Here is a 13,678-nt window from a genome sequence, read left to right on the forward strand (position 1 = left end):
GGCCAACGCAAAGCCAAGATTGCGCCATCGCTTTTCGACTCCCCGACTTCGATTGACCGTCTCCGATTGGCCGAGTTCGATTGGCCGACTTCGAAAAACGAGACGCCTGGGATGACTTGCCCCGTGATATGAGCCTCTTTATCAAGGACGTGCTTCAAAACTGCCGATGCCGCCCGCGAGTCGCCAGAAAAATCATGTTCTTTCGTTTACTCCGCCTGGTCTTGATTCTTGCGCTTGTCGTCTCAGCGCCGCCGTCGTTCGTTGCAATGGCGCAGGCACTCGGGCAGGGCGCCGCCGGGTTGATCGCAGACCAGCAGAAAGTCATCCAGAGTCTGACGGCCAAAACCGACGGTCTCGAGAAGAAGATACAGCAGGACGGCCAAGACGATGCCACCCTGGTGGAAATCCGTCTGCAATTGGAGGATCTGTCGCGGGCGGCGCTCACCAGCGCGCTAGCGTTCCGCTCGCGCCTCGGCGATATCAACGATCGGATTGAGGTGCTGGGACCTCCGCCGGCCGCGGGCCAGCCGGCCGAGCCAGACATCGTAACCGGTGAACGCCAGGCCTTGGCTTCCGAAAAAGCCGAGATCAACGCCGTTATTGCCAGCGCACAGAACCTGTCGATCCGCATCAGTGGGCTGATCGAGAAGATCGGCAACATGCGCAGCGAGCTGTTTCGCAATGTGCTTACCAAGCGCTACGTGCTGTCCGATGCGCTTAGCCCCGAAGTCTTTTCCGACGCCAACGCTGAGTTTTCCGGCTTCTATAAGGCGGTCTCGTCCTGGCTGAGCTTCGCCTTCAAGTTCAAGTTCCAGGCCATTCTTGCCGCGACTTTGATGGCGCTCGCATTCGCTGCAGTGCTTTTTATCGGCGGCCGACGCCTGTTCGGCCGTGTCTTCGAAGCGGATCCCTCCGTCGAGGATCCCTCCTATCTCAGCCGCCTGTCGGTGGCGTTCTGGTCGACATTGCTGCCGACGCTGGCGGTCGGCGCCTTCCTTGTCTCGACGATCTTCTTCTTCAATTATTACAACGTTTTACGCGGTGACATCGGCATCTTCCTGAATTCGCTGGTTGCCGTTGTCGCGGTGGTGTTCTGCGTCAACCGCCTGACCAACGCAGCGCTCGAGCCCCGACTGCCGAACTGGCGTCTGATCCCGGTCGAAACCGGCCCGGCGCGCTGGCTGGTGCGGCTGACGACCGCCATGGCCGTCGTCATCGGCATCAACTATTTCCTGTCGGTCGTGAACGACAAGATGGGCTCGCCACTGTCGCTGACCATCGCCAGAAGCTTCATCGCCACCATCATCGTCGGCATCATCCTGATCCTTATGGGCCTACTGAAGCCGTTCAAGGCTCCCGACGGAAGCTGGCGCCCCTGGCCGGCGTGGCTGCGCTACACCGCCATCGCGCTAGGCCTATTCACCATCGCATCGGCACTGCTTGGCTATATCGGCCTTGCAATTTTCGTCTCGCTGCAGGTCGTGGTCACCGGCACGATCCTGGTCACCGCTTATATCGGTTTCCTGTCGGCGCGGGCGATCGGCGAGGAAGGCGGATTCGCCAAAACTTCGATCGGGCGCTGGCTAGCGGCCAATTCAAGCTACGAAGAGACCGCCCTCGACCAGCTCGGGCTTGTCGTCAGCGCCGCCATCAACATCATGATTGTGCTGGTGTTCCTGCCGCTGATCCTGTTGATGTGGGGCTTCCAGCCCGGCGACATTCAGGCCTGGGCCTACAAGCTGGCGACCGGCCTCACCATCGGTTCGGTGACGATCTCGGTCACCGGCATTCTCACCGGCGTTGTCGTTTTCATCATCGGCTATTTCCTCACGCGCTGGTTCCAGGGCTGGCTCGACGGCTCGGTGATGGCGCGCGGCCGGGTCGACACCGGCGTGCGCAATTCGATCCGGCTGGCGGTCGGTTATGCCGGCGTCGCGGTCGCGGCACTGGTCGGCATCTCGGCGGCCGGTATCGACCTCTCCAATCTTGCGCTGGTCGCCGGCGCCCTGTCCCTCGGCATCGGTTTCGGCTTGCAGAATGTCGTCTCGAATTTCGTGTCGGGCCTGATCCTGTTGGCCGAGCGGCCGTTCAAGGTCGGCGACTGGATCGTCGCCGGCGACATCAGCGGCACAGTCAAGAAGATCAGCGTGCGCGCCACCGAGATCGAAACGTTCCAACGGCAATCGGTGATCCTGCCCAATTCAAACCTGATCAACAATGCGGTCGGCAACTGGACGCACCGCAACAAGCTCGGCCGGATCGACATCAAGGTCGGCGTTGCCTATGGCAGCGACGTCAAGCAAGTGCATGGCGTCCTGCTGGAGATCGCACGCAGCCATCCGCTGGTGCTGAAGAACCCGGAACCCTTTGTGTTGTTTTCCAATTTCGGCCCGGCCGCGCTCGAATTCGAGATCCGCGTGTTCCTGGCAGACGTTCTTAGTGGCAATATCGTCCAGAACGACATCCGCTTTGCCATCTTCGATGTGTTCGCCGACCAGCATATCGAAATTCCGTCGACACCGCGCGCCGTCATCGAGACCAAAAAGCACGAGGCCTGGCCGATCGACGACGACAAGATCGAAGTCGAATTCGCCGAACGGGAACAAGCAAAAGCTCTAGCGGCGGTCGAGGCGAAACGTCTCGCCAAGTCGGGACGCAAGGTACGCAAGCCCGATCCTGACTAGCGTTTGGAGCTTGCCTTCAAGCTTCGGAAATCAATTGCGGCATGAATGCGGCATTCAGTTGCTGTTCAGCTTGCATTGCATATAAGCTCACCTGCAAACGGCGAGAATGCCTTGCGAAATGCAACAGAGGCGGTGGCAACACCGATACTGCAAAATGTGGAAGTCTCTCGTCGCCGCCATCGCTTTTCTGGCCGTGGGCGGTTCGGCCCATGCCGCCAGCGCGGTCAACAAGGACGCCGAGACCCGCACGCTGATCGTGACGGAAGGCGGCGGCAAGACCGAGCTGGCGCTGGCCGCCGGCGAAACCGTGGAATTTTGCCCGAGCGGCTGTTTTGTTACTTTGCCGAATGGCGACCTCGAGGCGCTGACGGGTTCGGAAACCGTCGAGATCTCGGGCGGCGTCGCGCGCATCAAGTAAAGTCGACGCCATGATTTTTGAAGGCCGGGCAAACGCCCGGCCTTTTATTTACTTCCAGTAATCGGCGATGAAGGTATTCACTTTTCTTCGAAGCTGCGCAGAACGGGCTCTAGCAGCGCTTTCGTACCGAGCAGGGTGAAGGCGTAGGTCCAACTGCATTCGACGAGCTGGTGGCGCGGGCTTTTTTGGCGATGTCGCAAACAGGCTGCAAGCGCGCCGCCGCGCCGACCTATAGTCTGCTCGCAATAGCATCTTGGAGTCGCGGGCAATGGCAGGGTTTCCGGAAAAGGCGAAGGTCGTCATCGTCGGGCTGGGCGGCATCGTCGGCGCATCGGTCGCCCATCACCTGATCGAGCGCGGATGGGACGATATTGTCGGCATCGACAAATCGGGCATCCCGACGGATATCGGCTCGACGGCGCATGCCTCCGACTTCTGCTACACGACCAGCCATGATTTCCTGTCGTGCTGGACGACGCTCTATTCCATCGATTTCTACGAAAAGATGGGTCATTACGCCCGCATCGGCGGCCTCGAGGTCGCACGCGTCGGCGACGACGCCCGCATGGCGGAAATCAAGCGCAAGATCGCCTCGGCGAAGGCCTTCGGCACACGCGCCCGCCTGATCGATCCCGCCGAGATCAAGGAAAAATTCCCGCTGATCGATGAACAGATGGTACAGGGCGGCCTGTGGGATCCCGATGCCGGCCTCGTCATCCCGCGTTCGCAAACAGTCGCCGGCAAGCTGGTCGACCAGGCGGAAGCCTCGGGCAAACTCAAGGCGTTTGCCAACACCTCGGCCAGGTCGCTCGTCATCGAGAACGGCCGCATCAAGGGCGTGGTGACCGACCGCGGCACCATCCAGGCCGACTACGTCGTGGTCTGCACGGGCATCTGGGGGCGGCTGATCGCGGAGATGGCGGGCGAGGACCTGCCGGTCATGCCGATCGACCACCCGCTCACCTTCTTCGGGCCGTACACCGAGTTCGCAGGCACCGGCAAGGAGATCGGCTGGCCGCTGCTGCGCGACCAGGGTAATTCGGCCTATATGCGCGATACCGGCGATCCCAGGACCGCCGAAGGCGGGCAGATCGAATGGGGTTATTACGAAGAGACCAATCCGCGCCTTTGCCATCCGCGTGATATTCTCGAGAAAAACGAGGCGCGGCTTTCGCCGTCGCAACGCGATCTCGACATGGAGCAGATCCTGGCGCCGCTCGAGCGCGCCATGGAACTGACGCCGATCCTGGGCGAGCTAGGCTACAATGAGAGCCACTCCTTCAACGGGCTGCTGCAGGTGACGGCGGACGGCGGCCCTTCGATGGGCGAAAGCCAGAAGGTGAGGGGCCTCTGGTATGCCGTGGCGATCTGGGTCAAGGACGGTCCCGGCATGGGCAAGCTCATCGCCGACTGGATGACAGACGGCCGCACGGCGATCGACCATCACGCCATCGACTATTCGCGCTTCTATCCGCACCAGACGAAAGAGCAGTTCATCTGGGACCGCTGCACCGAAACGGCGATGAAGGTCTACAATCCGGCGGTCCATCCGCGCGAGCCCTTCTCCAAGGCCCGCAATGTCCGCCGCTCGCCGTTCTGGGAGCGCGAGAAGGAACTCGGCGGCTATTTCATGGAGCTCGGCGGCTGGGAGCGCGCCCATGGCTACGCCGCCAACGAGCATCTGCTCGAGAAATACGGCAACCGGGTGCCGGTGCGCCGAAACGAATGGGATAACCGCCACTTCTGGCGCGTCTCGAACGCCGAGCATCTCGCCATGAGCGAGGATTGCGGCATCGTCAACCTGTCGCATTTCGCCATGTACGACGTCGAAGGCCCGGACCATGTCGCGCTGATGGAATGGCTGTGCGCGGCAAAGATCGGCGGTGACGGCAATATCGGCAAGGGCATCTATACCCATTTCCTCGACGAGGCAGGCATGGTGCGCGCCGACCTGACCGTCATCCGCATGGCCGACCGCTGCCGCGTCATCGACGGCGCTGATGCCGGGCCGCGCGACTTCCAGTACATGCGCCGGACGGCAGAAGACAAAGGCTTCGACGTTACCGTCACCGACGTGACCGAGAAGTACGTGACCATTGGCATCTGGGGTCCGAACGCGCGGGCGACATTGAGCAAGTGCGTGGAAAACCCCGACGGGCTGACGCCGGAGAATTTTCCCTTTGCCGCGATCAAGCCCGTCAGGATCGCCGGCAAGGACGTGACCGCCTTCCGCATCTCCTATGTCGGCGAGCAAGGCTGGGAACTGCACATGCGCTACGAGGACGGCCTCGCTGTCTGGGACGCGCTGCGGTCGACCGGCGTGATGGCCTTTGGCGTCGAGACCTATGCCAACAGCCGCCGTATGGAGAAGAGCCTGCGTCTGCAAAACGCGGATCTGTTGACCGAATATAATCTGCTGGAAGCCGACCTTGCCCGACCGAAGGTCAAGGAGGCCGATTTCTGCGGCAAGGCAAAGCATCTGGAATATCGCGCCCGGGTGCACCAGCCGGCCATGCTTTGCACGCTTATCATGACAGACAATACCGATTCCAACGGCGTTCCGCGCTATCCGGTCGGCACGATGCCGGTGATGGACCCGCAAACCGGTGAGACGCTCGTCGACGAGCTCGGCCGCCGCTCCTTCACGACCTCGGTGGCCTATGGTCCGACCCTCGGCAAGAACATCGCGCTCGCCTACCTCCCCTGGGCGTATTGCCAGGAGGGCCGCAAGCTGAGCGTCGAATATTTCGGCGAGAAATACCCGGTCGAAGTGGCCGCCGTCGGCTACAGGCCGCTCTACGACCCGGAGAACCTCAATCCGCGCAGCTAAGCATTGGGACGGTCGCAAAAATGTGACCGAATGAGCCCGGCTCTTCACCGGGCTTTCTCTTTGTCGATCGGCGATTTTCGCTTAACGTGCGGCATGTCTGGTTTTGCCCGTGCAAGACATTTCGTCTCGGGTGCCGCCGCGCTGGCGTCGGTGCTATGGCTAACGGCAAACTCCCGCGCCGCCGAGGCGGTCGATGTCGAACTGGTGCTGGCAGTCGACGTTTCGCTGTCCATGTCGCCCGACGAGCTCGAAATCCAGCGTCATGGCTATGCGGCGGCGCTGACGCACGACGATGTGCTGCAGGCAATCGGCGAAGGCGCTCATGGCAAGATTGCCGTCACGTATGTCGAATGGGCTGGCGCGACCTGGCAGCAGGTCGTCGTGCCGTGGACGGTGATCGCCAATCGTGCCGACGCCGAGCGGCTGGCAGCGCAGCTTTCCGCTCATCCGCCGGCCAGTGCCAGGCGCACCTCGATCTCCGGCGCGCTGGAATTCGCCAGCGATCTCTTTGCCGAAAGCGGCTTCCAGGGCGTCAAGCGGGTGATCGACATTTCGGGTGACGGCCCCAACAACCAGGGCGCACCTGTCGATATCACCCGCGACGCCGTGATCAAGCAAGGCATCACCGTCAACGGCCTGCCGCTGATGACCAGGGGCGGGTTCACCAGCGCCTACGATGTCAACAATCTCGACCGCTACTACAGCGACTGCGTCATCGGCGGGCCGGGCTCCTTCATGATCCCGGTCAATGACTGGACGCAGTTTCCGGAGGCCATCCGCCGCAAGCTGGTGCTGGAGCTTGCCGGTCCGGCCTCGCCGCGGCGAGCGGCGGAAGAGGCGGCGCATCCGCCATTGGTGCTGGCACAGGACATCCCCGTCACCGACTGCCTGGTCGGCGAAAAAATGTGGCGCGACCGCAGCTGGATGTACAACACCCGCTAATGGCGAAGTTTGCTGCCGGTGATGACATACCGCAGTGCAGCATCTGCTTCATTGACAAGCCTGTGCGCGTCTGTGACACAATTCTCCATCCGAACAAAAAAGGGGAACCGACATGAACAGGATCGGAATTCTTGCAGCAAGCTTGACGCTTGCCGTCGGATTGTCCGTGCCGGCCACCGCCGCTACATCGGTTAGCATCGGCATCAGCGGATGGACCGGCTTTGCGCCGCTGACGCTCGCCAAGCAGGCCGGCATCTTCGAAAAGCACGGCCTCGACGTCACCTTGAAGAAGGTGCCGCAAGCCAGCCGGCCCCTCGCCATCGCCAGCGGCGACCTGCAATGCGCCGCCACTACGGTCGAGACCTGGCTGGTCTGGAACGCTAACGGCGTGACGACCAAGCAGATATTCCAGCTCGACAAGTCCTACGGCGCCGACGGCATCGTCGCCCGCAACGACATCAAGACCGTCGCCGATCTCAAGGGTAAGTCGGTCGCGTCCTCGGCGCCGGGCACGTCGCCCTATTTCATGCTGGCCTGGGTGCTCAACAAGAACGGCATGTCGACCAAGGACGTGACGGTCGTCAACCTGGAGCCGGACGCGGCGGCGCAGGCGTTTCTCGCCGGACAGAACGATGCGGCGGTCACCTATGAGCCGTTCATCTCGGCGGTGCGCGAAAAGTCCGACCAGGGCCATATCCTTGTGACCACTCTCGATTATCCGATGGTGCTCGACACGGTCGGCTGCACGCCGGAGTTCCTCAAGGCCAATCCGGATGCGGCCAAGGCGCTTGCCGACAGCTATTTCGAGGCACTTGACCTGATAAAGAGCGACCCGGCGAAATCCTATGAGACGATGGGCGCCGACGTGAAGCAGTCGGCCAAGGAATTCGAAGAGTCGGCAAAATACCTGAAATGGGCCGACAAGGCTGAAAACAAGCAGTTCTTCACCAAGGAATTCCAGGACTTTTCCAAGACCGCCGGCGAGCTTCTGCTGCAGATGGGGTTGATCAAGGAAGCGCCCGACGTATCGACATTGGCCGACACCAGCGCCGTCGCCGACTAACCGGCAGGATTGTCGCCCGGCGGCGGCGCGTGCGCCGCCGCTTTTTCATTCCGATCAGAGGACGGTCGAAGATGCCGCGCCCCTTGCATCCGGTCTCGCCGGGCATTCGAACCGTGCTCGGCATTTCGTTCTTCGTGCTGTTCGTGGCGTTCTGGGCGTGGATCACGCTTGGCGGCCACGTCAATCGCATTTTCCTTGCCGATCCGCTGTCGATGGTGAGAGACGGTTGGCGGCTGCTGGTCGAGGACCGCTTCTGGCTCGACATCCTTATCACCATCTGGCGCGTCTTCGGCGGGTTCCTGATGGCGGCCATCGTTGCCGTGCCGCTTGGCATCGTGATGGGTGCCTGGAAGCCCGTGGAGGCGTTCCTGGAGCCGTTCGTCTCCTTCGCCCGCTATCTGCCGGCATCGGCCTTCATCCCGCTGCTCATTCTGTGGGCGGGCGTTGGCGAGCTCGAAAAACTGCTGGTGATCTTCGTCGGCTCGGTGTTCCAGATCATCATCGCGGTCAAGGTAGGCGGCACACGGCGACAACGGCATCGTGCGGCGCGTGATCATGCCGGCCAATGCGCCGGAGATTGCCGAGACCCTGCGGCTGGTGCTCGGCTGGGCCTGGACCTATGTCATCGTCGCCGAGCTGATCGGCTCGTCGTCGGGCATCGGCTACATGATCATCAACAGCCAGTCGCGGCTGGCGACAGGGCAGATCATCTTCGGCATCATCGTCATCGGCCTGATCGGGCTGTTGTCCGATTTCGCCTTCAAGGCGCTCAACCGTTGGCTGTTTCCATGGAGCCTGGCGTGAGCAAGCTGGTCATCGAAGGCGTCTCGCGCACCTTCGCCGGTGTAGGCGGTGGGCAGCCGGTCAAGGCGCTGATGCCGATCGATCTGGCGGTCGCCGCCAACGACTTCATCACCATCCTGGGGCCCTCCGGCTGTGGAAAGTCGACGCTGCTCAGGATCGTCGCCGGCCTCGAAGCGCCGAGTGGGGGACGTGTTATGCTCGACGGCAGGGTGGTGGACCGGCCCGGTCCAGACCGCGGCATGGTTTTCCAGTCCTATACGCTGTTTCCGTGGCTGACGGTCGCCGAGAACATCGGCTTCGGCCTGCGCGAACGTGGAATGGCCGAGCACGAGCGCAACGAAATCGTCGCTTCTTACGTCGATCTCGTCGGGCTGAGAGGTTTTGAAAACCATTGGCCGAAGCAGCTTTCCGGCGGCATGCAGCAGCGCACCGCGATTGCCAGGGCACTGGCCAACGATCCGGAGATCCTGCTGCTCGACGAGCCGTTCGGAGCACTCGACAACCAGACCCGAGGGCTGATGCAGGAGCTGCTTCTCGGCATATGGGAGCGCCGGCAAAAAACGGTGCTGTTCGTCACCCATGACATCGAGGAGGCGATCTTCATGGCGTCGCGCGTGGTGGTGATGACGACGCGCCCCGGCCGCATCAAGTCGGACGTTGCCGTCGACCTGCCGCATCCGCGCCACTACACGCTGAAGACCAGCCCGGAGTTTTCGGCACTGAAGGCGCGGCTGACGGAAGACATCCGCGTCGAGGCGATACGCACGGCCGAAGTGCATTGACTCGGCGGGCTTCGTTCAGCCGATGGCCCGATCAAGCCGCCAGAAGCTGCTTGCGGTCGACGCGTTCCTGTTGCGGCGAGCGGGCGTACAACTCGCGATAGCATTTGGAGAAATGCGAGGCGGAAACAAAGCCGCAGGCGACTGCCACTTCGACCACCGGCAACGACGACTGGATCAGCAGGTGCCGGGCGCGGTCGAGGCGGATCTCCAGATAGTAACGGGCAGGGGAGCGCCCCATCTCGGTGCGGAACAGGCGCTCAATCTGCCGGCGCGACAGGTCGACATGGTCAGCGATCTCGATCAGCGAGAGCGGCTCGGAGAGATTGGCTTCCATCAGCTCGATAATGGTCAGCACCTTGGAATTCTGCACGCCAAGGCGCGCGCGCAGCGGCAGGCGCTGGCGGTCGGTCGGGCTGCGCACGCGATCGGTCAGCACCTGCTCGCAGACGCGGTTGACGAGGCTCTCGTCGAAATCGTCGCCGATCAGCTTCAGCATCATATCGAGAGCGGCGGTGCCGCCGGCGCAGGTGTAGATGTTCTGGTCGATCTCGAAGAGGTCGGCGAAGACATTGGCCTTGGGGAACGCCTCGGAAAAGCCCGGCAGGTTCTCCCAATGGATGGCGCAGCGCTTGTTGGACAACAGGCCTGCTGCGGCCAGGATATGCGCGCCGGTGCACAGGCCGCCGACGGCAACGCCGCGATTGTACTCCTCGCGCAACCAGGCAAAGGCCGATTTGTTCTGGTAGCGCTCGACATTGATGCCGCTGCAGACGATGGCCATGTTCGGCCGGTCCGGTCCGGACATCTTCTTGCGCTCTTCCTCCAGCGAGGTGTTGACGGCGCATTCGACGCCGTTCGAGGCGCGCACCGGCTTTCCGTCGATGCTGGCGAGCCGCCAGCGATAGGCTTCATAGCCGAGCATGCGGTTGGCCGAACGCAACGGATCGAGCGCCGTTGCGAAGGCGATCATGGTGAAATCGGGGACCAGGAAGAATACGAACGATCGCCGGATCGGGTGCTTTACGACGTTCACGGGTAGATCCTCACGCTGCAATGGCGCGAACAGGATGTCGCGATCAGCATAGCGACATCAGGAAAAACGTTTCCTGTCAATCGGCTAGATGGCAACGGAGCGACTTTATTTGCGACATGGGTCGCAAATGGGCAATCGCTGTGCGGCGAAGGACGTGACAGGCCGCCGGATCGACCAACGAGCCTACGCAGTCTGCGCACACGAAAACGCCGCCTCGGCAAAACCGAGGCGGCGCTGGATCGACTTCGAAGCAGCGCTGGGCTGCTTCCGCCAGGATTGCTGCCTCAGGCGACGAAGCCGAGGCGCGCGGCAGCCATGGCCCCGGTCTGGCCGGGCATGGTGTTGGCCAGGCGCTGGCGCTCGAGCGCGGTCGTCAGGTTCATTTCGCGGCGGGCAAAGAGGCGGGCAAAAAGCTTCATGATCATCTCCATTCGGTTGCTCAGACGGGTCGCCTTCGCTTGATGGAGTGGGGCAGCTCGTTTGTTGATGATGATATAGGCTTACGTGAGGGGAAACTAAATCGCAAAAGCGAAGCACTTGATATGAAAAGCGACACGGAATGCGACAAATTTGGGCAACCTGCCCAGGATTTTCGATTATTTACAATGTGTTGATTGCCAGTGCGGGCTGCTATGCGACTTGCTCATATGCGGCATGCGACGGCGACATGGCTCGGGAAAATCATTTTTGAATATAAACAAAAAGGCCTGCCGGGCTGATCTGCGCGGCAGGCCTTCAGCTATTGATACACACGGTTTACTTTGCTCCAGCCCAAGATCCTACACCATGGCGAGTGCCGGTCTTGGCATCGGCAGCTTCGGGCCAGCCGATATCCTTCTGCAGTTCAATCGGCAGCGCGCGGATGGCGCGTTCCGTCTGGTAGCGGGCACGGGCCTCGCTGAACTCGGTCGCGATCCGACCGATGGATGACAGGATAGACATCTCATTCTCCTTCGCGTTGGGCCGGGATTGTCCCGGCGCTTGCAGCGTCAGGCGGTACACCGGGTTTGTTTCAGCTTCATTTCGTGTCGATTGCAGGTCCGTGTCATGGTTGTTTCGGGACCACTTCGATGCGTCCTGCCTTCGATGGAGTTGACTATCCTCCCAAACTGATGTTCAATCAAACGAAATGGAATGATGGTTTGCATCAGAAAAATTGAAGGTCGCTTGCCATGAACGCCCCACTCAATCATCCGCTGCCGCTGCTCGATCTCGACGTTCTGCGCACTTTCGTCGCAATCGCCGAGACCGGCAGCTTCACCACTGCGGCCAATGCGGTCTTCCGCACGCCGTCGGCCGTCTCCATGCAGATCAAGAAGCTGGAGGACATTCTCGGCCGCTCGGTGTTCGCGCGCGACGCCCGTTCGGTGACGCTGACCACTGATGGCGAGATGTTGCTCGGCTATGCGCGCCGGCTGCTGTCGATCAATCGCGAGGTGGTGTCGAAGTTCATCATTCCAGACATTGTCGGGGTGGTGCGGCTCGGCTCGCCGGACGATTATGGCGAACGTGTGCTGCCGCATGTGCTGAAGCGATTCGCACAGTCGCATCCTTCCATCGCGGTCGACGTCACCATCGACCAGAGCGTCAACCTGCGCCGTCGCATGGACGATCGGGCACTCGACATCACGCTGCTCACCAACTCATACAAGACCAGCGCGATCGGCGCCGAAGTACTGCTCACCGAGCATATCGTCTGGGCCGGTGCCAAGGGGGGCTGTGCGCATCTGCGCGAGCCGCTGCCGGTCTCCTTGTGGGAAGAAGGCTGCGCCTGGCGGGCGGGTGCATTGGAGGCGCTTGGCCGCGAGGGCCGCAACTACCGTATCGCCTATATGAGCGCGCACACGGCCGGCCAGCGCGCCGCGATCATGGCGGATCTTGCAGTCGCGCCGCTGCCGAAATCGTTCCTCGGCAGTGATATGGTCGAGCTGTGCCCGAAGGACGGCATGCCAGACATCGGCACCTACAACCTCGCCATGGTGGTGACGCCGGACGCCAGCGCGCCGGTGAAGGCAGTCGCCGACCATATCCGCGCGACGTTTGAGATGTTCAGGGAAACTGGGAAGTTCTGAGCCAAACTATGACCTGAGCGGCGCAACCAGATCGCGAGGGGTTCCGTCGCGGTCTTCCCTTTGCAGCGACAACTCTCCTGCCTTGGCATGATAACTGCCAGTTTCGTTGGTCAAGAACGTAACGATGCTGTCCCGCGCGCGTCGCGCCTCCGGCATGTCGATCAACGGCCAGACATGGAACATGCCTTGCTCGTGGACGACCTCAATGTCGACGCCGGCCGCGCGTGCCTTTTCCGCGAAGATCAGATTGTCGGGTGTAAGCAGATCGCGTGAACCGGTCAGCAGCAGCGTTTTGGGCAGCACCGACAGGTCGCCGTAAACCGGGCTGATGCGCCAGTCGGTGGGATCTATGCCGGCGCTGTAAAGCCGGATCGCCTCGCGGCCGCCGGCAATGCCCAGCCATGGATCGTTGCGTTCAGCCTCATACATTTCTGGGTTGGCGAGCGATACGTCGAGGCCGGGCGAAATCAGCACGTGGCGTGATGGCAAGGGCAGGCCGTCTTGCGCAGCCATCATGGTCAGCACGACAGCCATGTTTCCGCCGGCGGAATCGCCCATGAAGATGATGTCATTTGCCCTGGTTTCGCCGAACATCTGGCGGTAGACGGCGCCGACCATACCGAACATCGCGTGGAAATCGTGTTCGGGAGCAATGGGATAGATCGGCACGGTGATACCGAACCCGAGGCGGTCGGCCATGTCGGCGATCAGCCGCCAATGATAGGGGGTGATTTCAAAGACGTAAGCGCCGCCGTGCAGGTAGAGAATCCGCCTCCGCTCACCAGCCTTGGGCGCGATCTCGTAGACGGGAAAGCCGTTGATCGTGCGGGTTGTGATCTCCAGGCGCGACCGCAGCGACGCAGGCGGCCGATGGTTTTCCGTCTTGCGCGCATAGGCGATCCAGCGCTGCAGGTTCTCCGGGCTGGAAAACGCCTTCTTACGGCTGTACCTGAGCACGAACGAAACGACGTGGCTTTTGAGACTGGGCATGCAGATACACGGACTTCGGCTGAGCCGACTAAGAGAACCCCCGACTATTTTGAAGATTGT

Annotated in this window: 11 protein-coding genes and 1 pseudogene; 8 read left to right on the forward strand and 4 right to left on the reverse strand. The window is 61.6% G+C overall.

Annotated features, from left to right (window positions below; genetic code table 11):
- Positions 1 to 194: 194 nt before the first annotated feature.
- The 7 genes and pseudogenes from NMG46_RS13565 to NMG46_RS13595 all read left to right on the forward strand — a co-directional run bounded on the left by NMG46_RS13565 (position 195) and on the right by NMG46_RS13595 (position 9,523).
- Positions 195 to 2,684: a mechanosensitive ion channel family protein gene (locus NMG46_RS13565; RefSeq protein WP_254818156.1), complete on the forward strand. Its 2,490-nt coding sequence runs from the start codon at positions 195 to 197 to the stop codon at positions 2,682 to 2,684.
- A gap of 154 nt (positions 2,685 to 2,838) precedes the next feature.
- A complete protein-coding gene (locus tag NMG46_RS13570; protein WP_254818157.1) occupies positions 2,839 to 3,102 on the forward strand; it encodes a hypothetical protein in 264 nt (87 codons plus the stop codon).
- A gap of 268 nt (positions 3,103 to 3,370) precedes the next feature.
- Positions 3,371 to 5,932, forward strand: coding sequence for an FAD-dependent oxidoreductase (locus tag NMG46_RS13575; RefSeq protein WP_254818158.1), 2,562 nt, complete (start codon positions 3,371 to 3,373; stop codon positions 5,930 to 5,932).
- Positions 5,933 to 6,025: 93 nt separating this feature from the next.
- Positions 6,026 to 6,874 carry a DUF1194 domain-containing protein gene (locus tag NMG46_RS13580; RefSeq protein WP_254818159.1) on the forward strand — a complete coding sequence of 283 codons (849 nt, stop codon included), beginning with the start codon at positions 6,026 to 6,028 and terminating at the stop codon, positions 6,872 to 6,874.
- A 112-nt stretch (positions 6,875 to 6,986) separates the two neighbouring features.
- Positions 6,987 to 7,937, forward strand: a complete 951-nt coding sequence (locus NMG46_RS13585) for an ABC transporter substrate-binding protein (RefSeq protein WP_254818160.1) — start codon at positions 6,987 to 6,989, stop codon at positions 7,935 to 7,937.
- A 71-nt stretch (positions 7,938 to 8,008) separates the two neighbouring features.
- Positions 8,009 to 8,741: pseudogene (locus NMG46_RS13590) on the forward strand (ABC transporter permease).
- Positions 8,738 to 9,523, forward strand: a complete 786-nt coding sequence (locus NMG46_RS13595) for an ABC transporter ATP-binding protein (protein ID WP_254818161.1) — start codon at positions 8,738 to 8,740, stop codon at positions 9,521 to 9,523. Before NMG46_RS13590 ends, NMG46_RS13595 begins: the two are co-directional and overlap by 4 nt.
- A 31-nt stretch (positions 9,524 to 9,554) precedes the next feature.
- On the opposite strand, the gene NMG46_RS13600 is transcribed toward NMG46_RS13595, so the two are convergent.
- The 3 genes from NMG46_RS13600 to NMG46_RS13605 form a co-directional block, all read right to left on the reverse strand.
- Positions 9,555 to 10,493 (reverse strand): GlxA family transcriptional regulator, encoded by a 939-nt coding sequence (locus tag NMG46_RS13600; protein WP_302895626.1) that lies wholly within the window; start codon positions 10,491 to 10,493, stop codon positions 9,555 to 9,557.
- 347 nt (positions 10,494 to 10,840) lie between these two features.
- A complete protein-coding gene (locus NMG46_RS29695) occupies positions 10,841 to 10,975 on the reverse strand; it encodes a hypothetical protein (RefSeq protein ID WP_013894968.1) in 135 nt (44 codons plus the stop codon).
- A 337-nt stretch (positions 10,976 to 11,312) separates the two neighbouring features.
- Positions 11,313 to 11,498 carry a hypothetical protein gene (locus NMG46_RS13605; RefSeq protein WP_023719925.1) on the reverse strand — a complete coding sequence of 62 codons (186 nt, stop codon included), beginning with the start codon at positions 11,496 to 11,498 and terminating at the stop codon, positions 11,313 to 11,315.
- 230 nt (positions 11,499 to 11,728) lie between these two features.
- Between NMG46_RS13605 and NMG46_RS13610 the strand changes: the two genes are divergently transcribed.
- A complete protein-coding gene (locus NMG46_RS13610) occupies positions 11,729 to 12,628 on the forward strand; it encodes a LysR substrate-binding domain-containing protein (RefSeq protein WP_254818163.1) in 900 nt (299 codons plus the stop codon).
- A 6-nt stretch (positions 12,629 to 12,634) separates the two neighbouring features.
- Here the strand turns inward: NMG46_RS13610 and NMG46_RS13615 are convergent, their stop codons facing one another.
- The gene (locus NMG46_RS13615; RefSeq protein WP_254818164.1) at positions 12,635 to 13,618 is read right to left on the reverse strand and encodes an alpha/beta hydrolase; all 984 of its coding nucleotides are present in this window, start codon (positions 13,616 to 13,618) and stop codon (positions 12,635 to 12,637) included.
- Positions 13,619 to 13,678: the final 60 nt, after the last annotated feature.

Source organism: Mesorhizobium sp. LMG 17147 (genome assembly GCF_024297145.1).
In the GTDB taxonomy this organism is placed as follows: Bacteria; Pseudomonadota; Alphaproteobacteria; order Rhizobiales; family Rhizobiaceae; genus Mesorhizobium.

Excerpts from the sequence above, each read along its gene's own strand:
- NMG46_RS13565 (WP_254818156.1), top strand. The coding sequence starts at position 195 with ATGTTCTTTCGTTTACTCCGCCTGGTCTTGATTCTTGCGCTTGTCGTC.
- NMG46_RS13570 (WP_254818157.1), top strand. The coding sequence starts at position 2,839 with ATGTGGAAGTCTCTCGTCGCCGCCATCGCTTTTCTGGCCGTGGGCGGT.
- NMG46_RS13575 (WP_254818158.1), top strand. The coding sequence starts at position 3,371 with ATGGCAGGGTTTCCGGAAAAGGCGAAGGTCGTCATCGTCGGGCTGGGC.
- NMG46_RS13580 (WP_254818159.1), top strand. The coding sequence starts at position 6,026 with ATGTCTGGTTTTGCCCGTGCAAGACATTTCGTCTCGGGTGCCGCCGCG.
- NMG46_RS13585 (WP_254818160.1), top strand. The coding sequence starts at position 6,987 with ATGAACAGGATCGGAATTCTTGCAGCAAGCTTGACGCTTGCCGTCGGA.
- NMG46_RS13600 (WP_302895626.1), bottom strand. The coding sequence starts at position 10,493 with ATGATCGCCTTCGCAACGGCGCTCGATCCGTTGCGTTCGGCCAACCGC.
- NMG46_RS29695 (WP_013894968.1), bottom strand. The coding sequence starts at position 10,975 with ATGAAGCTTTTTGCCCGCCTCTTTGCCCGCCGCGAAATGAACCTGACG.
- NMG46_RS13605 (WP_023719925.1), bottom strand. The coding sequence starts at position 11,498 with ATGTCTATCCTGTCATCCATCGGTCGGATCGCGACCGAGTTCAGCGAG.
- NMG46_RS13610 (WP_254818163.1), top strand. The coding sequence starts at position 11,729 with ATGAACGCCCCACTCAATCATCCGCTGCCGCTGCTCGATCTCGACGTT.
- NMG46_RS13615 (WP_254818164.1), bottom strand. The coding sequence starts at position 13,618 with ATGCCCAGTCTCAAAAGCCACGTCGTTTCGTTCGTGCTCAGGTACAGC.